This is a genomic window from Micromonospora sp. GCM10011541, assembly GCF_042650725.1.
Classification (GTDB): Bacteria; Actinomycetota; Actinomycetes; order Mycobacteriales; family Micromonosporaceae; genus Micromonospora; species Micromonospora sicca.
The window spans coordinates 18,174-38,771 of sequence record NZ_JBHSBP010000027.1 but is presented as its reverse complement, the minus strand read 5'-3'; the positions used below and the strand labels follow the sequence as shown (position 1 = coordinate 38,771).

21 protein-coding genes are annotated in these 20,598 nt (G+C 73.5%); 13 read left to right on the top strand and 8 right to left on the bottom strand.

The window, feature by feature from the left end:
* Window positions 1-117 precede the first annotated feature (117 nt).
* On the top strand, window positions 118-585 hold the full coding sequence (locus ACFOYX_RS12150; protein WP_322442932.1) for a cytidine deaminase: 468 nt from the start codon (window positions 118-120) through the stop codon (window positions 583-585).
* Window positions 586-592: 7 nt separating this feature from the next.
* On the opposite strand, the gene ACFOYX_RS12145 is transcribed toward ACFOYX_RS12150, so the two are convergent.
* Window positions 593-952 carry a YciI family protein gene (locus ACFOYX_RS12145; protein WP_322442931.1) on the bottom strand — a complete coding sequence of 120 codons (360 nt, stop codon included), beginning with the start codon at window positions 950-952 and terminating at the stop codon, window positions 593-595.
* Between the two features lie 183 nt (window positions 953-1,135).
* Here ACFOYX_RS12145 and ACFOYX_RS12140 point away from each other — a divergent pair, with 183 nt between their 5' ends.
* From ACFOYX_RS12140 to ACFOYX_RS12105, 8 genes are all read left to right on the top strand, one after another.
* Complete coding sequence (locus ACFOYX_RS12140) at window positions 1,136-2,182, top strand: iron ABC transporter permease (RefSeq protein WP_322442930.1); 1,047 nt, start codon at window positions 1,136-1,138, stop codon at window positions 2,180-2,182.
* Window positions 2,179-3,243 carry an iron ABC transporter permease gene (locus tag ACFOYX_RS12135; protein WP_322442929.1) on the top strand — a complete coding sequence of 355 codons (1,065 nt, stop codon included), beginning with the start codon at window positions 2,179-2,181 and terminating at the stop codon, window positions 3,241-3,243. Before ACFOYX_RS12140 ends, ACFOYX_RS12135 begins: the two co-directional genes overlap by 4 nt.
* 26 nt (window positions 3,244-3,269) lie before the next feature.
* A complete protein-coding gene (locus ACFOYX_RS12130) occupies window positions 3,270-4,139 on the top strand; it encodes an ABC transporter ATP-binding protein (protein ID WP_322442938.1) in 870 nt (289 codons plus the stop codon).
* The gene (locus tag ACFOYX_RS12125; protein WP_322442928.1) at window positions 4,139-5,086 is read left to right on the top strand and encodes an iron-siderophore ABC transporter substrate-binding protein; all 948 of its coding nucleotides are present in this window, start codon (window positions 4,139-4,141) and stop codon (window positions 5,084-5,086) included. Before ACFOYX_RS12130 ends, ACFOYX_RS12125 begins: the two co-directional genes overlap by 1 nt.
* Window positions 5,087-5,325: 239 nt before the next feature.
* Window positions 5,326-6,852, top strand: coding sequence for an aspartate aminotransferase family protein (locus ACFOYX_RS12120; RefSeq protein WP_322442927.1), 1,527 nt, complete (start codon window positions 5,326-5,328; stop codon window positions 6,850-6,852).
* A 12-nt stretch (window positions 6,853-6,864) separates the two neighbouring features.
* Window positions 6,865-8,157 (top strand): lysine N(6)-hydroxylase/L-ornithine N(5)-oxygenase family protein, encoded by a 1,293-nt coding sequence (locus ACFOYX_RS12115; protein WP_322442926.1) that lies wholly within the window; start codon window positions 6,865-6,867, stop codon window positions 8,155-8,157.
* Window positions 8,154-8,729 carry a GNAT family N-acetyltransferase gene (locus ACFOYX_RS12110; protein WP_322442925.1) on the top strand — a complete coding sequence of 192 codons (576 nt, stop codon included), beginning with the start codon at window positions 8,154-8,156 and terminating at the stop codon, window positions 8,727-8,729. Before ACFOYX_RS12115 ends, ACFOYX_RS12110 begins: the two co-directional genes overlap by 4 nt.
* Window positions 8,726-10,516, top strand: a complete 1,791-nt coding sequence (locus ACFOYX_RS12105; protein ID WP_322442924.1) for an IucA/IucC family siderophore biosynthesis protein — start codon at window positions 8,726-8,728, stop codon at window positions 10,514-10,516. The genes ACFOYX_RS12110 and ACFOYX_RS12105 overlap by 4 nt, the downstream gene beginning before the upstream one ends.
* 84 nt (window positions 10,517-10,600) lie before the next feature.
* On the opposite strand, the gene ACFOYX_RS12100 is transcribed toward ACFOYX_RS12105, so the two are convergent.
* The 3 genes from ACFOYX_RS12100 to trmB form a co-directional block, all read right to left on the bottom strand.
* Window positions 10,601-11,245, bottom strand: coding sequence for a hypothetical protein (locus ACFOYX_RS12100; RefSeq protein WP_322442923.1), 645 nt, complete (start codon window positions 11,243-11,245; stop codon window positions 10,601-10,603).
* A gap of 120 nt (window positions 11,246-11,365) precedes the next feature.
* Window positions 11,366-13,879 carry a DUF3516 domain-containing protein gene (locus ACFOYX_RS12095; RefSeq protein WP_322442922.1) on the bottom strand — a complete coding sequence of 838 codons (2,514 nt, stop codon included), beginning with the start codon at window positions 13,877-13,879 and terminating at the stop codon, window positions 11,366-11,368.
* A 135-nt stretch (window positions 13,880-14,014) separates the two neighbouring features.
* Complete coding sequence (gene trmB / locus ACFOYX_RS12090) at window positions 14,015-14,752, bottom strand: tRNA (guanosine(46)-N7)-methyltransferase TrmB (RefSeq protein WP_109806058.1); 738 nt, start codon at window positions 14,750-14,752, stop codon at window positions 14,015-14,017.
* 130 nt (window positions 14,753-14,882) lie between these two features.
* On the opposite strand from trmB, the gene ACFOYX_RS12085 reads away from it, so the two are divergent.
* Both ACFOYX_RS12085 and ACFOYX_RS12080 read left to right on the top strand, forming a co-directional pair.
* Entirely contained in the window at window positions 14,883-15,461 is a 579-nt protein-coding gene (locus ACFOYX_RS12085; RefSeq protein WP_322442921.1) for a hypothetical protein, read from the top strand.
* Between the two features lie 8 nt (window positions 15,462-15,469).
* On the top strand, window positions 15,470-16,150 hold the full coding sequence (locus ACFOYX_RS12080) for a class F sortase (protein WP_322442920.1): 681 nt from the start codon (window positions 15,470-15,472) through the stop codon (window positions 16,148-16,150).
* A gap of 56 nt (window positions 16,151-16,206) precedes the next feature.
* Here ACFOYX_RS12080 and ACFOYX_RS12075 read toward each other — a convergent pair whose 3' ends face one another.
* The 4 genes from ACFOYX_RS12075 to ACFOYX_RS12060 all read right to left on the bottom strand — a co-directional run bounded on the left by ACFOYX_RS12075 (window position 16,207) and on the right by ACFOYX_RS12060 (window position 18,998).
* Entirely contained in the window at window positions 16,207-16,659 is a 453-nt protein-coding gene (locus ACFOYX_RS12075; protein WP_322442919.1) for a hypothetical protein, read from the bottom strand.
* Window positions 16,660-16,811: 152 nt separating this feature from the next.
* Window positions 16,812-17,123 (bottom strand): antibiotic biosynthesis monooxygenase, encoded by a 312-nt coding sequence (locus tag ACFOYX_RS12070; protein ID WP_109806063.1) that lies wholly within the window; start codon window positions 17,121-17,123, stop codon window positions 16,812-16,814.
* A gap of 58 nt (window positions 17,124-17,181) precedes the next feature.
* On the bottom strand, window positions 17,182-17,979 hold the full coding sequence (locus tag ACFOYX_RS12065; RefSeq protein ID WP_109806064.1) for an exodeoxyribonuclease III: 798 nt from the start codon (window positions 17,977-17,979) through the stop codon (window positions 17,182-17,184).
* A gap of 98 nt (window positions 17,980-18,077) precedes the next feature.
* On the bottom strand, window positions 18,078-18,998 hold the full coding sequence (locus ACFOYX_RS12060; protein WP_109806065.1) for a proteasome assembly chaperone family protein: 921 nt from the start codon (window positions 18,996-18,998) through the stop codon (window positions 18,078-18,080).
* A gap of 434 nt (window positions 18,999-19,432) precedes the next feature.
* Between ACFOYX_RS12060 and ACFOYX_RS12055 the strand changes: the two genes are divergently transcribed.
* Window positions 19,433-20,320, top strand: coding sequence for a peptidase M23 (locus tag ACFOYX_RS12055; protein WP_322442918.1), 888 nt, complete (start codon window positions 19,433-19,435; stop codon window positions 20,318-20,320).
* A gap of 111 nt (window positions 20,321-20,431) precedes the next feature.
* Window positions 20,432-20,578 (top strand): hypothetical protein, encoded by a 147-nt coding sequence (locus ACFOYX_RS12050; RefSeq protein ID WP_322442917.1) that lies wholly within the window; start codon window positions 20,432-20,434, stop codon window positions 20,576-20,578.
* Window positions 20,579-20,598 lie beyond the last annotated feature (20 nt).

The window sequence follows — 20,598 nt, the reverse complement described above, 5'->3', positions numbered from 1 at the left end:
CGCCGACCGGCGCGGGTGGCGGCGGCGCGGACCGCACCCGCGCGCGCCCTCCCCGGTCGGGGCCGGTCGCCGGGCTAGAGTGGCCGCCGACCGACATGCTCGACGGACGGGATGATCATGCGGGACACCGACCGGGCGCTGGTGCAGGCGGCCACCGCCGTCGCCAAGCTGCGCTGCCGCAGCGAGAACCACACCGTCGCCGCCGCCGCGCGCAGCGCCGACGGGCGGGTGTTCACCGGCGTGAACGTCTACCACTTCACCGGCGGACCGTGTGCCGAGGTGGTGGCGATCGGTGCCGCCGCCACCCAGGGCGTGACCGAGCTGGAGACCATCGTCGCGGTGGGGGACCGGGGCCGGGGCGTCATCCCGCCGTGCGGTCGCTGCCGGCAGGTGCTGCTCGACTACTTCCCGTCGATCAAGGTGATCGTCGGCCCGGTGGACGGGCTGCGCGCGGTCTCGGTGGCCGACCTGCTGCCCGAGACGTACGTCTGGGCCGACCAGCAGGTGGAGTTGGCGACGGTGCCCCGGACCGGGGTGTGGCCGATGCCCGTGGTGCCCGGCAGCCGCCCGGCGGCGGAGGACTGAGCCCGGGTCAGTCGCCCGACGCCGCCTCCAGCATGGACCGGGGGACCGGCACCTGCTCGAAGCGCACGTTGCCCTCCGGCACCATCCAGCTCATCACCTGGGCGACCAGCCGTCCGGCCCGGACGGCCGGGTCGTTGGCGTACAGCTCGCGGGCCATCTCGGGGTCCACCGAGAGCACGGCGAAGCCGTGCAGCCGTTCGTCGTCGGCGCCGAGGCACGGGCCGGCGGCGAGGACCGCGCCCTGCTCCACCAGCCCGGCCTGATGGGCGAGGTGCGCGTCCTGGAGGCGGTCGACCGCGTCCAGCGGCAGCTCGGGCGGGTCCGGCGGGCGGACCAGGAGGACGACGGTGTGCTGGTCGAATCGCATGCGGCCAGCCTAGGGGCGGAAAAGCCCTGATTGTCCGCCGGTTGCCGGTAGCGGCCCCATCCGGGGGGGCCTGCACCGCCCGGGCCGGCCCGACCGAGCCGGCATCGACGAATCCGAGTTAGGCCCGCCTAACCGACTCGGCTAAGGTAAGGCGATCCTAAGCTGAGAGGGCGGAACTCTGCCGTGACCACCGTCGCCACCCGACCCCAGCGGGCCGGCGTCCCGAGCCGCCGGCGGCCCGGCCGCCGAGCGGCGATCGCCGCGGCGGCAGCCCTGCTGCTGGTCCTGGCCCTGCTCGCCAGCCTCGCCCTCGGCAGCCGCCCGCTCGCCGTCGACCAGGTGTGGCAGGCGCTCACCGCTCCCGACGGCGGCGAGGCCACCACCATCGTCCGGGAGCTGCGCCTGCCGCGTACGGCGCTGGGGCTGATCGTCGGCCTCGCGCTCGCCGTCGCCGGGGTGCTCTTCCAGGCGCTCACCCGCAACCCCCTCGCCGAACCGCGGATCCTCGGCATCAGCGCCGGCGCCTCGTTCGGCGTGGTGCTCGCCATCGCGGTCTTCGGCGTCGGCAGCCTCGCCGGGTACGTCTGGTTCGGCGTCGCCGGCGCGCTCGCCGCCGGCCTGCTCGTCCTCGCCGTGGCCAGCGGCACCCGCGAGGGCGCCAGCCCGGTCACCCTCGCGCTGGTCGGCGCGGCCCTCGACGCCAGTCTCGCCGCCGGGGTGTACGCCATGCTCATCATCGACGCGCGCACCTTCGAGGAGTACCGCTTCTGGGTGGTCGGCGGGCTGACCGGCCGGGACGTCGGCGTCGCCGGACAGGTGCTGCCGTTCGTCCTGGCCGGGCTGGCGCTGGCCGCGCTGGTCGCCCGGGGCCTCGACGCGCTCGCCCTCGGCGACGACGTGGCCCGCGGCCTCGGCCACCGGATCGGCCTGGTCCGCCTCGGCGGCGGCGCCGCCGCCGTGCTGCTCACCGGCGCCGCGGTGGCCGCCGCCGGACCGATCGCCTTCGTCGGGCTCGCCGTGCCGCACCTGGCCCGGGCGCTGGTCGGCGCCGACCACCGGTGGACCCTGGCGGTCTCCGCCCTGCTCGGGCCGGCCCTGCTGCTCGGCGCCGACGTCGTCGGCCGGCTGGTCGCCCCGCCCGGTGAGGTGCCGGCCGGGATCGTCACCGCGCTGATCGGCGCCCCACTGCTGGCGTACCTGGTCCGCCGCGCGAAGGTGGTGACCGCGTGACCGCCGTCGAGTCGTCCCGCCCGACGTACGCCGGGCTGCCCGGTCGATCGCTGCTGCGGCTCGGGCCGGTCAGCGTGCAGGTCCGCCGCCGCGCGGTCCTGGTCGCTGCCGTGACGGCCGTGCTGCTCGCCGCCGCCGTCGTGCTCAGCCTCTCCCTCGGCACCCCGTACGTCGCCCCGGCCGACGTGCTCCGGTCGCTGTCGGGCGCCGGCACCCCGTACGACCTGGTGGTGCGCGACCTGCGGCTGCCGCGGATCGTGCTGGCCGCGACGGCCGGGGCGGCCTTCGGGACCGCCGGCACGCTCATCCAGAGCGTCGCCCGCAACCCGCTGGCCAGCCCGGACGTCATCGGTATCACCCAGGGCGCCGGCCTGGCCGCCACCGTCGCGATCACCACCGGTGCCGCCGCCGTGCTGGTCGCCCCGGCGGCGCTGCTCGGCGGGCTGGCCGCCGCGCTGCTGCTGCTCGCCCTCGGCACTCGGCACGGCCTGGCCGCCCAGCGGTTCGTGCTGGCCGGGGTGGCCGTCGCGTTCGCCCTGCGGGCGCTGACCGAGGTGGTCATGCTCTCCGCCGACCCGATCGACGGACTGCGGGCGCAGATCTGGCTGATCGGCACCCTGGCCGGCCGGGGCTGGTCCGAGACGGCGTGGATCGCGCTCACCCTGGCCGTCCTGCTGCCGGTGCTGGCCTGGGCCGGCTGGGCGCTGAACGGCACCGCGCTGGACGACGACACCGCCCGGGGGATCGGGCTGCGCCCGGTGGCCCGCCGGGTGGGCCTGGCCGTCACCGGCGTCGTGCTGGCCGCCACCGTCACCGCCCAGGTCGGCGCGGTCGACTTCGTCGCGCTGGTCGCCCCGCAGGTGGCCCGCCGCCTGGTCCGCGCCGAGCGGCCCCCACTGGTCTGCGCCGCCCTGGTCGGCGCGCTGCTGCTGGTGCTGGCCGACCTGGCCGGCCGGCGGCTCTTCGCCCCCACCCAACTGCCGGCGGGCGTGCTCACCGCCGCCATCGGTGGTCCGTACCTGATGTTCCTGCTGGTCCGACGGCGGCGGAGGTCCGCGTGAACCGCACCCCTGACACCCCTGGCCCGATGCTCTCGACCCGCGACCTGACCGTCGGCTACGACGAGCGGACCGTGCTGGACGGGCTCGACCTGGACCTGCCCACCGACGCCTTCACCGTCATCGTCGGGCCGAACGCCTGCGGCAAGTCCACCCTGCTGCGCACCATGGCCCGGCTGCTCACCCCGCGCCGCGGCACGGTGCTGCTGGACGGTACGGCGATCCGCGACCTGCCCACCCGCGAGGTGGCCCGCCGCCTCGGCGTGCTGCCGCAGAGCCCGCTGGTGCCCGAGGGGGTCACCGTGGCGGACCTGGTCGGCCGGGGCCGGCAGCCGTACCAGCGGTGGTGGCGGCAGTGGTCGGAGCAGGACTCGGCCGCCGTCGACCGGGCGATGGCCCAGGCCGACGTCGCGGGGCTCGCCGACCGGCCGGTGGACACCCTCTCCGGCGGGCAGCGGCAGCGGGTCTGGATCGCGATGACCCTCGCCCAGGACACCGAGGCGCTGCTGCTGGACGAGCCGACCACCTTCCTCGACCTGGCCCACCAGGTGGAGGTGCTGGATTTGCTGCACCGGCTGCGCGCCGAACGCGGCCGGACCGTGGTCGCCGTGCTGCACGACCTCAACCAGGCCGCCCGGTACGCCGACCACCTGATCGCCATGCGCGAGGGCAGCGTGGTCGCGGCCGGCCCGCCGCGCGAGATCCTCACCGCGGACCTGGTCCGCGACGTCTTCGGGCTCGACTGCGTGGTCGTGCCCTGCCCGGTGACCGGCGCGCCGCTCGTGGTGCCCGGCCTCACCAGCCCGTCCCTGGCGCGCCCGACCGCTCCGGCGGCACGCCCCTCCGTCGCCGACGCGGACCTGCCGCGCGTCGACTCGTACCCTTCGAAAGGAATCTGATGCGTCGTCTCGCCGCCGCCCTCACCGCGGCCGTCGCCCTCGGCGTGGGCCTGACCGCCTGCGGGGAGAGCGACCCGGTCGCCGGCACCGCCACCGGGGAGACCCGGGAGATCACCCACGCCATGGGCACCACCAAGGTCCCGGCGGACCCGAAGCGGGTCGTGGTCCTCGACACCGACAAGATCGACACGGCGCTCTCCTTGGGCGTCACGCCGGTCGGCGCCGCCACCGCCGGTGAGGCGAAGAGCTGGCCGACCTACTTCGGCGCCGAGAAGCTGGCCGGAATCAAGGAGGTCGGGGTGCTCACCGAGCCCGACCTGGAGGCGATCACCGCGCTGAAGCCGGACCTCATCCTGGGCAGCAAGTTCCGCCAGGAGAAGTTCTACGACGAGCTGAGCGCGATCGCCCCGACCGTCTTCACCGAGAAGGTCGGCATCACCTGGAAGGAGAACCTGCTCCTCGACGGCAAGGCCCTCGGCCGGGAGCAGCAGGCCAAGGACCTGCTGAGCACGTACGAGAAGCGGGCGAAGGACTTCGGCGCGAAGCTCGGCGACGCCGCGTCGCGGGAGGTCTCCATCGTGCGCTTCATCCCGGGCAACATCCGGGTGTACGGCCCGGACTCGTTCTCCGGGATCGTCGTCGGCGACACCGGCCTGGGTCGCCCGGCCCGGCAGCGGCTCGACGGCAAGGAGGACAAGCGCTTCGACCTGGTCAGCCCGGAGCGGGTCAACGAGGTCGACGGTGACGTGATCTTCGTGACCGCGTACGGCGAGAAGGCCGCCGCCGAGCAGGCCAAGGTCACCGGCGGCACCCTCTGGCAGGGTCTGTCCGCGGTGAAGGCCGGCAAGGCCCACGTGGTCTCCGACGAGGTCTGGATGACCGGCATCGGCGTCGGCGCCGCCAACAAGATCCTCGACGACCTGGAGAAGTACCTGGCCGCCGCCTGATCCCGTTCCACCGTCCGCGCCCGTCCGGCCCTGTGCCGGGCGGGCGCGTTCGCATGTCCGGGCTCGGCCCGCCGGCGTGATGGTCGGCGACGGCCGACTGTGGACCCGCCGGACGGCGGTGCGTTGACTTGTACTTAGGTTAGGGTAACCTAACTTCACCCGATCAACGCCGGACCGCCGGGGATCGCGCGTCGCCGCGACCGTCCCTTCGGGTCCGCCTCCGACCATTGAGGACCGCCATGAGTCTGCCCGGAGCAACCGTTCAGGCCCCCTCGACCGGCGCCGGCCGGGATCACCTGTTCACCGCCGGCTCGCTGGAGCGCTACCGCCGGGTGCTGGCCGACGGGATCGGCCGGGTGGCCGACCGGGTGGCCACCGTCGACCGGCCCTGCACCGGCGTCACCCCGCAGCACCTGGCCCCGCGCGTCCGGGGCATCGACCTGGACCGGCCGCTCGGCGACACCGGGGCGGCCCTCGACGAGCTCCACGACGTCTACCTGCGCGACGCGGTTTTCTTCCACCACCCCCGCTACCTGGCCCACCTGAACTGCCCGGTGGTGATCCCCGCGCTGCTCGGCGAGGCGGTGCTCAGCGCGGTGAACTCCTCGATGGACACCTGGGACCAGAGCGCCGGCGCCACCCTCATCGAACGCCGGCTGATCGACTGGACGGCCGACCGGATCGGGCTCGGGCCCGCCGCCGACGGGGTGTTCACCAGCGGCGGCACCCAGTCGAACCTGCAGGCGCTGCTGCTGGCCCGGGAGGAGGCCTGGGCGCGGGCCGGCGCCCGGCCGTCCCGCCCCGAACTGCTGTCCCGGCTGCGGCTGATCACCTCGGCGGCCGGCCACTTCAGCGTGCAGAAGGCGGCGAAGCTGCTCGGCCTCGACGCCGACGCGGTGCTCACCGTGGGCACCGACACCGACCGGCGGATGCGCGCCGACGAGCTGGCCCGGGAGATCGACCGCTGCCGGCGGGACGGGCTGCGGGTGATGGCCGTGGTGGCCACCGCCGGCACCACCGACTTCGGCACCATCGACCCGCTGCCGCGGATCGCCGACATCTGCGCCGCCGCCGGCGTGTGGCTGCACGTCGACGCCGCGTACGGCTGTGGGCTGCTGGTCTCGCCGACCCGGCGGCACCTGCTGGACGGCATCGAGCGGGCGGACTCGGTGACCGTCGACTACCACAAGTCGTTCTTCCAGCCGGTCAGCTCCAGTGCGGTGCTGGTCCGCGACCGCCGGGTGCTGCGGCACGTCACCTGGCACGCCGACTACCTCAACCCGGCCCGGGCGGTCGAGCAGCACATCCCCAACCAGGTCGACAAGAGCATCCAGACCACCCGCCGCTTCGACGCGCTGAAGCTCTGGCTGACCCTGCGCGTGATGGGGCCGGACGCCGTCGGCGCGCTCTTCGACGAGGTCATCGACCGGGCCGCGGACGCCTGGCGGCTGCTCACCGGAGACCCCCGCTTCGAGGTGGTGACCCGGTCGCCGTTGTGCACCGTGGTGTTCCGCTGGCGGCCCGCCGGCGTCGCGCCGCACCTGGTCGACGACGCCAACCTGTACGCCCGCGAGGCGTTGGCGGCCTCCGGCGCGGCCCTCGTCGCGGGCACCCGGGTCGACGGCGCGCACCACCTGAAGCTCACCCTGCTCAATCCGGAGACCACGGTGGCCGACCTCGCCCACGTCCTCGACCTGATCGCCGGACACGCCGGTGGGTACGTGCGCAGCCGCACGGCGGGCGACCTGTCCTGCCCCGTGGGCTGAGCGGGAGGACACATGTCGACCCACGACTTCATCGCCGTCGGGCTGGGCCCGTACAACCTCGGGCTGGCCTGTCTGACCGCACCGATCCGCGACCTCGACGGTCTCTTCCTCGAGGCGCGCGACAACTTCGACTGGCACCCGGGCATGCTGCTGGAGTCCACCCGCCTGCAGACCCCGTTCCTCGCCGACCTGGTCACCCTCGCCGACCCCACCTCGCCCTACTCGTTCCTCAACTACCTGAAGGAGTCCGGCCGGCTCTACCCGTTCTACATCCGGGAGAGCTTCTTCCCGCTGCGCAGCGAGTACAACGACTACTGCCGGTGGGCCGCGGCGAAGCTGCCGAGCGTCCGCTTCGGCCACGAGGTGACCGCCGTGGAGTACGACCCGGCCGACGAGCGGTACGTCGTGCACTGCGCCGCGGCGGGCGGGCGGGTGACCCACCGGGCCCGGCACCTGGTGCTCGGCACCGGCACCCCGCCGTACCTGCCGCCGCCCTGCCGGGGGCTGGGCGGCGACGCGATCCACAACGCGCGGTACCGGGAGCACCGCGCCGCGTTGCGCGCCAAGCGGAGCGTCACCGTGGTGGGCAGCGGGCAGAGCGCCGCCGAGATCTACCACGACCTGCTCGCCGACATCGACACCTACGGCTACCAGCTCAACTGGGTCACCCGCTCGCCGCGGTTCTTCCCGCTGGAGTACACCAAGCTCACCCTGGAGCTGACCTCACCGGACTACGTGGACTACTTCCACGCCCTGCCGGAGGCCACCCGCTACCGGCTGGAGGCGGAGCAGAAGGGGCTGTTCAAGGGGATCGACGCCGACCTGATCAACGGCATCTTCGACCTGCTGTACGCCAGGAGCGTCGCCGCTCCGCTGCCGACCCGGCTGATGACCAACACGGAGCTGACCGCCGCCGGGTACCACGCGGCGGACGGGACGTACACCCTGGGGCTGCGCAACGTCGAGCAGGGCCGGGACTTCGCCCTCACCACCGAGGGGCTGGTGCTGGCCACCGGCTACCGGTACCGGGTGCCCGGCTTCCTCGAGCCGATCCGGGACCGGATCCGCTGGGACGACCACGGACGGTTCGAGGTCGCCCGCAACTACAGCATCGACCACACCGGCCGGGGGATCTTCCTGCAGAACGCGGCCACCCACGCCCACAGCGTCACCTCGCCGGACCTGGGCATGGGCGCGTACCGCAACTCGTGGATCATCCGGGAGCTGACCGGGCGCGAGCACTACCCGATCGAGAGGCGGATCGCCTTCCAGGAATTCGGCGCCCCGGCGGGGGTCGCGTCATGACCGGGACGGTCTACCGCCGGGTCGACCCGCGCCTCGGCGAGTTCACGCTCCGCCGGGTCGATCCGGACACCGACGCCGCGCTGCTGCACGGCTGGGTCACCCACCCCAGGTCGGCGTTCTGGCTGATGCAGGACGCCGACGTGACCCGGGTGGCGCAGGAGTACCGGCGGATCGCCGCACACCCGCACCACGACGCGTACCTGGGGTCGTGGCGGGGCCGGCCGGCTTTCCTCGCCGAGCGGTACGACCCCGCCCACGTCGACCTCGTCGGCCGGTACGACGCCGCCGAGGGCGACGTCGGCATGCACTTCCTCTGCGCGCCCCCGGACAGCCCCGTGCACGGGTTCACCCGGGCGGTGATCACCACGGTGCTGGCCTGGCTCTTCGCCGACCCGGGCACCCGTCGGGTGGTGGTCGAACCCGACGTGCGCAACACGGCGGTGCACGCGCTCAACGCGGCCGTCGGCTTCACCGTCGTCGGACCGCTCACCCTGCCCGGGAAGACCGCCCTGCTCAGCGTCTGCACCCGCGAGCAGTTCCGGACCGCCACCGAAGGAGCCGTGCCCGCGTGACCCCCGCCGCCTCCGTGCCCCACCTGACCCCGCAGCACTGGGCCGCCGCCAACCGGCTGCTGGTCCGCAAGGCCCTCGCCGAGTTCGCCCACGAGCGCCTGATCACCCCGGAGCCGCAGGGCGGCGACAGTTACCTGGTGCGGGCCGACGACGGCGCGGTGGAGTATCGCTTCGCCGCCCGGGTGCTGGCCCTCGACCACTGGCAGCTCGACCCGGCCGGCATCACCCGGCACGCCGGCGGCCGGGAACTGCCGCTGGACGCCGTCGACCTCTGCCTCGAGCTGCGCGGCGCGCTCGGCCTCACCGACGCCGTCCTGCCCGTCTACCTGGAGGAGATCACCTCCACCCTGGCCGGCGCCGCGTACAAGCTCGGCCGGCCGGAGGTGAGCGCGGTCGACCTGGTCCGGGCGGACTTCCAGCGGATCGAGACGGCGATGACCGAGGGGCATCCCTGCTTCGTGGCCAACAACGGCCGGCTCGGTTTCGGGGTGCACGAGTACCACCGGTACGCCCCGGAGGCCGGGCGGCCGGTCCGGCTGGTCTGGCTGGCCGCGCACCGCGACCACACCACCTTCACCTGCGCGGCCGATCTGGACTACGACACCCTGGTCCGCGCCGAGTTGGGCGAGGACGCCCTCGCCGGCTTCGCCCGTACCCTCACCGGGCTCGGCCTCGACCCGGCCGGGTACCTGCTGCTCCCGGTGCACCCGTGGCAGTGGTGGAACAAGCTGGCCGTCACCTTCGCCGGCGAGGTCGCCCGGCGCCGCCTGGTGCCGCTCGGCGAGGGGCCGGACGGGTACCTCGCGCAGCAGTCGATCCGCACCTTCTTCAACGTCACCCACCCGGGCCGGCACTACGTGAAGACCGCCCTGTCGGTGCTCAACATGGGCTTCATGCGCGGGCTCTCCGCCGCGTACATGGAGCACACCCCGGCCATCAACGACTGGGTCGCGGGCCTCGTCGCCGCCGACCCGGTGTTCCGGCGGGCCGGGCTGTCGATCCTCCGCGAGCGGGCGGCGATCGGCTACCGGCACCGGCAGTACGAGGCGGCGACCGACCGGCACTCCCCGTACCGGAAGATGCTCGCCGCGCTCTGGCGGGAGAGCCCGGTGCCCGGGCTGGAGCCGGGCCGGCGGCTGGCCACCATGGCGTCGCTGCTGCACGTCGACCGCGCGGGGCGGTCGTTCGCCGGCGCGCTGATCGCCGAGTCCGGGCTCGCGCCCGCGGCCTGGCTGCGCCGCTACCTCGACGCCTACCTGGTCCCGCTGCTGCACAGCCTGTACGCGTACGACCTGGCGTTCATGCCGCACGGCGAGAACGTCATCCTCGTGCTGCACGACGGGGCGGTGGAGCGGGTGATCTTCAAGGACATCGCCGAGGAGATCGTGGTGATGGACCCGGACGCCGACCTGCCCCCGCCGGTACGCCGGATCCGGGTCGCCGTCCCCGAGCAGGACAAGATCCTGTCGATCTTCACCGACGTGTTCGACTGCTTCCTGCGGCACCTCAACGCGATCCTGGCCACCGAGGGAATCCTCGACGAGGAGACGTTCTGGCGAACGGTGGCCGGGTGCGTCGCGGACTACGCCGACAGCGTCCCGCACCTGGCCGACCGGCTCCACCGCCACGACCTGTTCGCGCCCGAGTTCGCGCTGTCCTGTCTCAACCGGCTGCAGCTGCGCGACAACCAGCAGATGCTCGACCTGGCCGACCCGTCCGGGTCGCTGCAGTTCGTCGGGACGCTGGCCAACCCGCTCGCCCGCTTCGCCCCGGACCGGGTCGGCTGAGCCGGCGGCGGGTGCCCACCGGCGGATGCCCGGAGCGAGCGCTCCTCTCTCCGGGCATCCGTCCGTGGGTCGGCATGGTGGGGGTCAGGCGGCGGTGGACCAGATGGCACGGAACGCGGCGGCCTCGCCGGCCAGCCACTGCTCGACCTGCGTGGGCTTGACCGTCTCGGGCATGCGGTGGGCCTCGCCGCGGCGGACGTCGACGAGGACCGGCTCGGCGTGCGGGAGGACCGCGTCCATGTGCCGGGCCATCAGGTGCAGGGTGGCGAGCGTCGCCTCCTCGCTGGGCGGCGCCTCGTCGAAGTGCAGGCGGACCGCCTCGGCGCGGCCGTCGGCGTACCGGACGCCGAAGTGGGGGTTGATCTTTACGGGCAGGTCGCCGAGCATCGCCAGGGCGTCCCGGGTCTGGGCGAGGTCGACGCCGGCCGGCTCACCGAGCGACTGGAGCCAGGCGGTCGCCCCGGGGACGAGCGCCTGGTAGAGCGGGCGCCAGCGGGGCTTGACCAGATCGGGCACCTGGGCCAGGTGCGTGCCGCCGGTGTGGAACGCGATGTCGGCCTTGAGCGCCTTGACGAACTGGCCGTGCGGGTTGAACCCGTGCCGGCTCGCGCGCTGCTTGCGCAGGCCGCCGACGAAGGTGGCCTTGGTGGGCCCGGTGCGGTCCACGTACCGGGTGAAGCCGAGGAGGGTGGCGTACGGCGTCAGGGGGGTGGAGATGGGCGCGGTCACGAGCATCCTCCCAGGTCAGGAACTCGATTAGTACATACATTCTAATCGACGGGCCTGACATCGCCCAGGGTAGAAAAGGGGCCGTCCGGACGCACCGGACGGCCCCTCGGAGAGAAATTCCTACAGCTGCTCGACGGCGGTGATCCGGACGACCGCGGCGCCCACCTCGTCGGAGGCGGCCAGGTCGACCTCGGCGCTGATGCCCCAGTCGTGGTCGCCCTCCGGGTCGTCGAGGACCTGCCGGACGGTCCAGCGGTCCCGACCCTGCTCGATCATGAGCAGCGCCGGCCCGCGCGCGTCCGGGCCCACCCCGATCGAGTCGTACGAGTCGAAGTACGGCTCCAGCGCGTCCGCCCAGGCGTCGGCGCCCCAGCCGTCCCCGGCGTCGAGCTCGCCGAGCAGGTCCCAGCGGCGCAGGGCGGCCAGCTCGACCCGGCGGAACAGCGCGTTGCGCACCAGCACCCGGAACGCCCGCGCGTTGCGGGTCACGGCCGGCGGCCGGTCGTCCAGGGCCGCGTGGGCCTGGGCCACCTCCGCCACGTCCGACGGGTTGCGCAGCCGCTCCCACTCGTCGATCAGGCTGGAGTCGACCTGGCGGACCAGCTCGCCCAGCCACTCGATGAGGTCGACCAGCTCCTCGGTCTTGGCGTCCTCGGGCACGGTCTGCCGCAGCGTCTTGTACGCGTCGGCGAGGTACCGCAGCACCAGGCCCTCGGAGCGGGACAGCCCGTAGAAGCTGACGTACTCGGTGAAGGTCATCGCCCGCTCGTACATGTCCCGCACCACGGACTTGGGGGAGAGCTGGTGGTCGGCCACCCAGGGGTGCCCCTGCCGGTACATCTCGTAGGCGCCGTCCAGCAGCTCCGCGAGCGGCTTGGGCCAGGTCACCTCGTCGAGCAGCTCGAGGCGGGCCTCGTACTCGATGCCCTCGGCCTTCATCGCGGCGACCGCCTCGCCGCGCGCCTTGAACTGCTGCGCGGAGAGCACCTGGCGCGGGTCGTCGAGGATCGACTCGATGACGGAGAGCACGTCGAGGGCGTACGACGGCGACTCCTGGTCCAGCAGCTCGATCGTCGCGAGGGCGAGCGGGGAGAGCGGCTGGTTGAGCGCGAAGTCGAGCTGGAGGTCGACGGTGAGCCGGACCCGCCGGCCCTGCTCGTCCGGCTCGGGCAGCTCCTCGACCACGCCGCCGGCCCGCAGCGCCCGGTAGATGGCGATGGCCCGCCGGATGTGCCTCCGCTGGGCGGCCCGGTCCTCGTGGTTGTCGGTGAGCAGGTGCCGCATCGAGGCGAACGCGTCGCCGGGCCGGCCGATCACGTTGAGCAGCATCGAGTGGCTGACCTGGAAGCTGGAGATCAGCGGCTCCGGCTCGGCCTCGACCAGGCGCTGGAAGGTCGGCTCGCCCCAGCCGATCGAACCCTCCGGCGGCTTCTTCTTGACCACCTTGCGGCGCTTCTTCGGGTCGTCGCCGGCCTTGGCGAGCGCCTTCTCGTTCTCGATGACGTGCTCGGGGGCCTGCACCACGACCCGGCCGAGGGTGTCGAACCCGGCCCGCCCGGCCCGCCCGGCGATCTGGTGGAACTCGCGGGCCTTGAGCAGCCGGGTCCGGGTCCCGTCGTACTTGGACAGGCCGGTGAAGAGCACGGTGCGGATCGGCACGTTGATGCCGACGCCGAGGGTGTCGGTGCCGCAGATGACCTTGAGCAGGCCGGCCTGGGCGAGGGTCTCCACCAGGCGGCGGTACTTGGGCAGCATGCCGGCGTGGTGCACGCCGATGCCGTGCCGGACCAGCCGGGACAGGGTCTTGCCGAAGCCGGAGGTGAACCGGAAGTTCCCGATGGCCTGCGCGATCATGTCCTTCTCGGCGCGGGTGCAGACGTTGACGCTCATCAGCGCCTGCGCGCGTTCCAGCGCGGCGGCCTGGGTGAAGTGCACGACGTACACCGGGGCCTGCTTGGTCTGGAGCAGTTCCTCCAGGGTCTCGTGCAGCGGGGTCATCGCGTACGAGAACAGCAGCGGGACGGGCCGCTCGGCCGTGCGGACGACGGCGGTCGGCCGGCCGGTGCGCCGGGTCAGGTCGTCGACGAACCGGGTGGTGTCGCCGAGCGTGGCGGACATCAGCACGAACTGCGCCTGCGGCAGTTCGATGATCGGCACCTGCCAGGCCCAGCCCCGGTCCGGCTCGGCGTAGAAGTGGAACTCGTCCATGATCACCTGGCCGACGTCGGCCCGGGCGCCCTCGCGCAACGCGAGGTTGGCCAGGATCTCCGCGGTGCAGCAGATGATCGGGGCGTCGGCGTTGACGCTGGCGTCGCCGGTGAGCATGCCGACGTTCTCCGCGCCGAAGACCTCGCAGAGGGCGAAGAACTTCTCCGACACCAGGGCCTTGATCGGGGCGGTGTAGAAGGTGGTGCGGTTGTCGGCCAGGGCGGCGAAGTGGGCGGCGATCGCGACCAGGCTCTTGCCCGAGCCGGTCGGCGTGTTCATGATCAGGTTCGCGCCGGAGACGATCTCGATGACCGCCTCCTCCTGATGGGGGTAGAGGTCGAGGCCGCGCTCCTTCGCCCAGCCGGCGAACGCGTCGAAGAGGGTGTCGGGGTCGGCGCTTCGAGGCAGCGCGGCAGTGAGCGTCATAGCGCCCCCCATGGTGCCCGGATCATGGGCCGCCGCGCCAACCGGGGCGTCCGCGACGCCCGCCGGGCGCGCGGTCCGTCCCGTGCGTCCCGATCCCGCCGGGGCGTGGACCACCCGAGAGGTACGCCCGCGGGGTCAGCCCCGGGCGGGCGTGGGCGTGGCGGCGACCCGGCGGTGGATCAGGTCGAAGATCGGGCGGCCGGCGGTGAGGGCTCGGCGCTCGAACTTGGTCACCGGGCGGTGGGCGGGGCGCGGGGCGAAGTCGCCGTGGACGTCGACCAGCTCCGGGTCGGCGGTCAGCGTCTCCCGCATCGACTCGGCGTACTCGGCCCAGTCGGTGGCGCAGTGCAGCGTCCCGCCGGGGGCCAGCCGGGAGCGCAGCAGCGCCACGTGGCCGGGCTGGATCAGCCGGCGCTTGTGGTGCCGGGACTTCGGCCAAGGGTCGGGGAAGAAGACGTGCACCGCGTCGAGCGAGCCCTCCGGCAGCGCCCGGACCAGGTCCAACGCGTCGCCCCGGGCCACCCGGACGTTGCCCAGCGCGTGCCGTTCCGCCAGGTCGAGGAGGTTGGCGATTCCGGGCGTATGCACCTCGACCGCCAGATAGTGTCGGTCCGGGTCGGCCGCCGCCATCGCGCCGGTGGCGTCGCCCATGCCGGAACCGATCTCCAGCACCAGCGGGGCCCGCCGGCCGAACAGGGCCGCCGGATCGAACGGCCCGTCGAGGTCGGCGATGTCCAGGCCGTACGCCGGCCAGAGCCGGTCCAGCGCGTCGACCTGGCGGCCGCTCATCCGCCCCCGGCGGGGATGGAAGGTCCGGATCCGCGCGGCGTGCGCGGGCGGGGCGGCGGCGGGGTTCTGGTCGGTGGAGGTCACAACGACCCGAGCGTACGCGACGGTTGCCGCGTATCGGATGTGATGTACGCCCGAGGGTGAGACGATTCATCCCGTACGGCATAACGGGCGGACCGTTGCCCGGTACCGCCCTACGGCGCCGGGAGGGGTCATGGTGTCAGTCACGCGCCGCGCGGCGCTGGTGATCGCGGCCGCCGCGTTCGCCGCCCCGCTGGTCGGGGCGGTCCCCGCCCTGGCCGCCCCGGTCCCCGTCGCCGAGCCGGCCCCCGGCCAGCCGGGGCAGTCGCAGCCGCCGCCCGAGGACGTGATCTTCGTCGAGGTCACCCCGAGCACCGTGGAGCCCGGCTTCCTGGTCGGCATCCGGGCGAGCTGCCGGGACAACTCGGTGCCGGCGACCGTGGTGTCGGACGCCTTCGGCCGGGTGCAGGTGCAGCCGCAGCGCGGGCTGCTGACCGCCTCGCCGATGGTCCGGGAGCGCACCCGTCCCGGCAACTACCGGATCAAGCTGGAGTGCCCGGGCGGGCAGACCGCGTCGACGATGCTCCAGGTGGTCAATCGGGTGGTGCCGAGCCGCGGACCGGCGACCGGCTTCGGCGGCACCGCCGGTAGCGGCCTCGGCCTCGGCGGGCTGCTCGTGCCGATGGGACTCGCGCTGACCCTGGCCGGGGCGATCGTCGGCGTGGTGGCGGCGCGCCGGCCCCGTCCCGTCCGTGGCGCCGCCCGCCGCTGAGTCCCGCCATGGCCTCGCATCCCGCTCCGCAGCCAGCCGCCCGACCCGGCCGGCGCGACCCGCGGGCCGGCCGCAGCCCCTGGTCGGCGCCGCTGGCCGTGGTGCTGGTGCTGATCGGGGTCTTCGCCACCGGGGCGGGGCTCGGCCGCACCGCCGGGCCGTTCGACTGGGCCGACGCCGCGGCGGGACCCGGCCAGGGCGACCCGCAGCCCGACGGCCGGCTGCCGGCGAGCCGCCCGGTCAGCCTCTCCGTGCCGGCGATCAAGGTCAGCGCGCCGGTGACCCCGGTCGGGCAGGCCCGGGACGGCTCGATCGCCGTGCCGCCGTTGAGCAAGCACAACCAGACCGGCTGGTACGACCGCAGCCCGACGCCCGGCGAGCCGGGCCGGGCGATCATCGTCGGGCACGTGGACACCAAGAGCGGCCCGGCGATCTTCTACCAGCTCGGCAAGCTCAAGCCCGGCGACCGGATCGAGGTGACCCGGTCGGACCGGAGCGTGATGACCTTCAAGGTCGACACGGTCGAGCACTTCGACAAGGCCAACCTGCCGGCCGACCGGGTGTACGGCGACGACGGCCCGCCGGGACTGCGCCTGATCACCTGCGGCGGGGAGTGGGTGGGCGGCAGGACCGGCTACGAGGACAACGTGATCGCGTTCGCCTCGCTGGTCGACAGCCGCAAGCCCTGACCGGGCTCAGCCCTTCCCAGCTGCCGGGACATCCAGGGCCACGACGCGGGAAAAGATCAACTAGGTTGTCCAGGTTGGGCGGCAGGCTCAACCGGTGTCCGGCCGGAGGAATGGGCTTCTCTGCCTTCGCGGCGACCGGGCGAGCGGGCGAGCGAGCCCATCGCGATCAGCTGCGCAACCACCAACAGCGTGACCGGGACCAGCCACCAGAGCCCGAGGTCGCCGCCGATCGTGACGGTCAGGAGCGCGACACCGACCAGCGCCAGGCCGGCCGAGAGCCAGCCGGTGAGGCCACGCAGGGCCCGTCGGTGACGCCAGATCAGCCAGACGGCCGGCAGCCACGCGACCACCGCGATGACCATCCCGACGAAATCCACCAGCGAGGGCCCGTGCGTCCGGCTGAATGAGAACAGCCGAGGCCCAGTGTCCGGCATTGCGATCAACAGGCCACCTGCAGCCGAGCCGACCAGCCAGCCGAGCAGGCGGCTGGCTACTGGCGGGCGAGTCATGGCGGCATGATCCCACGCCCATGACAGGGCAACAACCAGCTTCCCGGCTACCTCGCTTCTTCCGGCACCCGCGGCACTGCCCTGCCATGCCCGGTGTGCCTATCCCGCGGACTTCTAATCGCGGGGGCCCGATGCCCGCCAGCCCTGATCGCTCAGGCCTTGCCAGGGACCTGCTGGACCACCTCGAACTCCAGCAGGTTCGCGCCGCTGGCCACCGGCCGGCGCTGCTCGCCGCCCGCGTGCGCGGCCCGGGACGGCCCGGCCGCCCACGCCTGGTACGCCTCCTCGGACTCCCAGCGCGTGTAGACGAAGTAGCGGCTCTCCCCGGCGACCGGGCGGAGCAGCTCGAAGCCGAGGAAGCCGGGGGAGTTCTCCACCGCGCCGGCCCGGGCCGCGAACCGCTTCTCCAGCTCCTCGCCGGCGCCGGGCGGGACGTCGATCGCGTTGATCTTCACGACTGCCATGGCTCCACCATAACGACCGGGCCGGCTGTCGATCCGGGCGGCGACGTCGTCGGGCGGATCAGAACGCCTCGACGGCCGGCACCAGGTCGGCGTCGACCACGATCGGGGCGTGGTCGGACGGGCCCTTGCCCTTGCGCGCCTCCCGGTCCACGTACGCGGAGCGGACCGCCCGGGCGAACGGCGCGGAGGCGTACACCAGGTCGATCCGCATGCCCTTGTTCTGGTGGAACATCCCGGCCCGGTAGTCCCAGTAGGTGAAGGGGTGCGGGCCCTTCATCGGGGTGGGCACCACGTCGGTGAGCCCGAGGTCGCGCAGCGCGGCCAGAGCCGCCCGCTCGGCCGGGGTGACGTGGGTGGAGGCGACGAAGAGCGCCGGGTCCCAGACGTCGGCGTCGGTCGGCGCCACGTTGAAGTCGCCGCAGACCGCGAGGGGCAGCCCGGTGGTCAGCTCCGGTTCGAGCGCGTCACGCAGCGCGGCGAACCAGGCCAGCTTGTACGCGTAGTGCGGGTCCTCGGGGGTGCGGCCGTTCGGCACGTACACCGACCAGACCCGCAGCCCGTCGCAGGTCGCCGAGATGGCCCGGGCCTCGGGCTCGGGGAAGCCGGGTTCGCCGGGGAACCCGACGGCCACGTCGGCCAGCCCGACCCGGGAGAGGATGGCCACCCCGTTCCATCGGCCGTCGCTGTGGCTGGCCGCCTCGTAGCCCAGCTCGCCCACCTCGGCGACCGGGAACGCCCCGTCGGGGCACTTGGTCTCCTGCAGGCAGACGACGTCGGGCTTCGTGGTGGCCAGCCAGTCGAGCAGCCGGGGCAGGCGGGCCTTCACCGAGTTGACGTTCCAGGTCGCCAGGCGCATGCCTCCAGCCTGCCGTATCGCCGGCCGACCCGCCGGGTCACCTCCCCGGGGTGTCGTGCCGAGCCGTGGGCGGGTCCCGCCGGAACGACACCCAGGGGTCAGGTGCCCGGGGTGTCGTTCGGGCGGGTCTGCTCGGCCAGGAAGCGTTCCAGCTCGGCGCCGAGCTCGTCGGCGGTGGGCAGCGGGCCGGTCTCGGCGGCCAGCAGGTTCTTCTCGCCGCGGCCCCGGGCGAACGCGTCGTACTGCTCCTCCAGGGCCTGGACCAGGGTGGCCGCCTCCTCGGTCTGGGCGACCTGGCGGTCGATCTCCACCCGGACCACCTCGGCGGCCGCGCGCAGCCCGTCCCGGGGCAGCAGCAGGCCGGTGCTGCGGGACACCGAGGCGAGCAGCGCCTCGGCGGCGGCCGGGTACTCGGTCTGGGCGACGTAGTGCGGCACGTGCGCGGCGAAGCCGAGCGCGTCGCGGCCCTGCTCGCCGAGGCGGTACTCCAGCAGGTGGCCGACGCTGCCCGGCACCTGCACCCGTTGCAGCCACGGTTCGTAGCCGGCGATCAGCTCCCGGCGGGTGGCATGCGCGGTGACCCCGGTGGGACGGGTGTGCGGCACCGCCATCGGGATGGAGTTGAGCCCGACGGTGAGCCGGACGTCCAGCCGGGCGGAGAGCCCGGCGACCGCGGCCACGAAGCGCTCCCACTGGAGGTCCGGCTCGGGGCCGGTGAGCAGCAGGAAGGGCGTCTCGTCGTCGTCGTGGAGCAGGTGCAGCTCCAGAGCCGGGGCCTCGTAGTCGGCCCAGCGGTCCTCGACGAAGGTCATCACCGGGCGGCGGGAGCGGTAGTCGAAGAGCTGGTCGACGTCGAACCGGGCGATGGGCCGCGCCTGGAGGGAGGTGAGCAGCTGCTCACGGGCCAGCCGGGTGGCGCTGCCGGCGTCGACGAAGCCGGTGAGCGCCTGGATCAGCACCGGTTGACCGAGTTCGGGCAGCTCGTCGGTGAGTTCGTAGAGCTCGTGTGGGTCGAGCACCGGTCGGGACCTCCCTGGATACGCGCGTACGGGTGGCCGTGCGCGCACGGCACCCGGTTCGGGCAACGTACCCGCAATCCTGATCCATTCCGGCGGGACCCGGCTCGGCGGCCAACTGGATGATCACAATTCGGCGCACCGATTGATCAAATCGGGGCGAATACGCCGATCTTGCACCGCCCGCCGCCGTACGGGTGAATGGTGGATCGGCCGAAAGGACTAGTTAGCCGTTCATGGCCCTATCGCCCGCCGGGCGCGTGCTACCTCCCCTGGACGGCGCGACTCGTGACCCGGCGGAGGTTTGACCGGCCCGCGAGGATCCTCCCGTCCGGGCCCAGGGTGGCCCGGCCGGTCCGGTTCGGGAGGGCGCAACTGTGGCAAGGGCCACTCGATGACGCTGGGTGACCCGCGGTCCACCTGCCTACCCTCGTCGAATGCGTGACGACGGCACCCTCGACGACCAGTACGGCCTCGGCGGTTCGGCTGACCGTTCGGACGATAACTCCTCCACCGTTCGGTCAACCAGCCCCTGCGAGCCCTCCACTTCTCGGCTCCCCGGCCTCGGCTTCCTCCGTACCCGCCTCCGCGGGTTCGCTAACCCCCTCGCCCCCCGGCCAGGCCGGACCCGGCTGGCGGTGGCCACCGGCGCGGTCTGCTGCCTCGGTCTCGTCGGCGTCACCCAGGTCGGCGCCGGCGCGGTCGGTGGCACGAAGCCCCCCGCCCAGCCGGCGGAGGTCGCCGAGCGGGCGACCCCGGACGCGGCGTCCCGGGGCAGCGACCGGCAGACCCCGGCGCCGGTCGCGCAGACCGCCGACCCGGACGTCTCCCCGTCGGCGACGAAGAAGCCAGTGGCCAAGCCGAAGCCGAAGCCGAAGCCCAAGCGGATCGCCCCGGTGGCCGGCCTCGACGAGGACCAGATGGACAACGCCAAGGCGATCGTGCGCGCCGGCCGGGACATGGGCGTGCCCCGCCGCGGCCTGGTCATCGCGGTGGCCACCGCGATGCAGGAGAGCAACCTCTACAACTACGCCAGCGCGGTGCTGCCCGAGTCGCAGAACTACCCGCACCAGGCGATCGGCTGGGACCACGACTCGGTCGGGCTGTTCCAGCAGCGCCCCAGCAGCGGCTGGGGGGCGGTGGAGGACCTGATGCAGCCGGAGTACGCCACGAAGCAGTTCCTCGCCGCGCTGGAGCAGATCCCCGGCTGGCAGGACATGGCGCTCACCGATGCCGCCCAGGCCGTGCAGGTGTCCGCCTTCCCGTGGGCCTACGCCCAACACGAGTGGCGGGCCGAGCGGGTCGTCGACGCGATCCTCGGCTGACCGGGGCGGGTGCCGCGGCGCACTGTGGACGCGTGCCGGACGGCGGTTCCGGGTACCAGGGTTTGCCGCACCCGGGTACACATGACGGGAGACCGCCGACAGGAGGACGACATGTCACTGGTGCAACGGATCAGCATGTTCCTGCGTTCACCGCGCGGCCAGCAGCTCGTCCAGCGGGGACGGCGTGAGTTGGCCAAGCCGGAGAACCAGCGCAAGCTCAAGCAGTTGGCCTCGCGGCTGTCCGGCCGCCGACGCTGACCCCGTACCGCCGCGAACCG

What these genes read in the sequence shown, in the direction of transcription:
- ACFOYX_RS12095 (WP_322442922.1), bottom strand. Translation starts at nt 13,879, where the DNA reads ATGACGCTCACTGCCGCGCTGCCTCGAAGCGCCGACCCCGACACCCTC.
- ACFOYX_RS12130 (WP_322442938.1), top strand. Translation starts at nt 3,270, where the DNA reads ATGCTCTCGACCCGCGACCTGACCGTCGGCTACGACGAGCGGACCGTG.
- ACFOYX_RS12080 (WP_322442920.1), top strand. Translation starts at nt 15,470, where the DNA reads ATGGCCTCGCATCCCGCTCCGCAGCCAGCCGCCCGACCCGGCCGGCGC.
- ACFOYX_RS12120 (WP_322442927.1), top strand. Translation starts at nt 5,326, where the DNA reads ATGAGTCTGCCCGGAGCAACCGTTCAGGCCCCCTCGACCGGCGCCGGC.
- ACFOYX_RS12075 (WP_322442919.1), bottom strand. Translation starts at nt 16,659, where the DNA reads ATGACTCGCCCGCCAGTAGCCAGCCGCCTGCTCGGCTGGCTGGTCGGC.
- ACFOYX_RS12145 (WP_322442931.1), bottom strand. Translation starts at nt 952, where the DNA reads ATGCGATTCGACCAGCACACCGTCGTCCTCCTGGTCCGCCCGCCGGAC.
- ACFOYX_RS12085 (WP_322442921.1), top strand. Translation starts at nt 14,883, where the DNA reads ATGGTGTCAGTCACGCGCCGCGCGGCGCTGGTGATCGCGGCCGCCGCG.
- ACFOYX_RS12065 (WP_109806064.1), bottom strand. Translation starts at nt 17,979, where the DNA reads ATGCGCCTGGCGACCTGGAACGTCAACTCGGTGAAGGCCCGCCTGCCC.
- ACFOYX_RS12110 (WP_322442925.1), top strand. Translation starts at nt 8,154, where the DNA reads ATGACCGGGACGGTCTACCGCCGGGTCGACCCGCGCCTCGGCGAGTTC.
- ACFOYX_RS12055 (WP_322442918.1), top strand. Translation starts at nt 19,433, where the DNA reads ATGCGTGACGACGGCACCCTCGACGACCAGTACGGCCTCGGCGGTTCG.
- ACFOYX_RS12050 (WP_322442917.1), top strand. Translation starts at nt 20,432, where the DNA reads ATGTCACTGGTGCAACGGATCAGCATGTTCCTGCGTTCACCGCGCGGC.
- ACFOYX_RS12125 (WP_322442928.1), top strand. Translation starts at nt 4,139, where the DNA reads ATGCGTCGTCTCGCCGCCGCCCTCACCGCGGCCGTCGCCCTCGGCGTG.
- ACFOYX_RS12070 (WP_109806063.1), bottom strand. Translation starts at nt 17,123, where the DNA reads ATGGCAGTCGTGAAGATCAACGCGATCGACGTCCCGCCCGGCGCCGGC.
- ACFOYX_RS12150 (WP_322442932.1), top strand. Translation starts at nt 118, where the DNA reads ATGCGGGACACCGACCGGGCGCTGGTGCAGGCGGCCACCGCCGTCGCC.
- ACFOYX_RS12115 (WP_322442926.1), top strand. Translation starts at nt 6,865, where the DNA reads ATGTCGACCCACGACTTCATCGCCGTCGGGCTGGGCCCGTACAACCTC.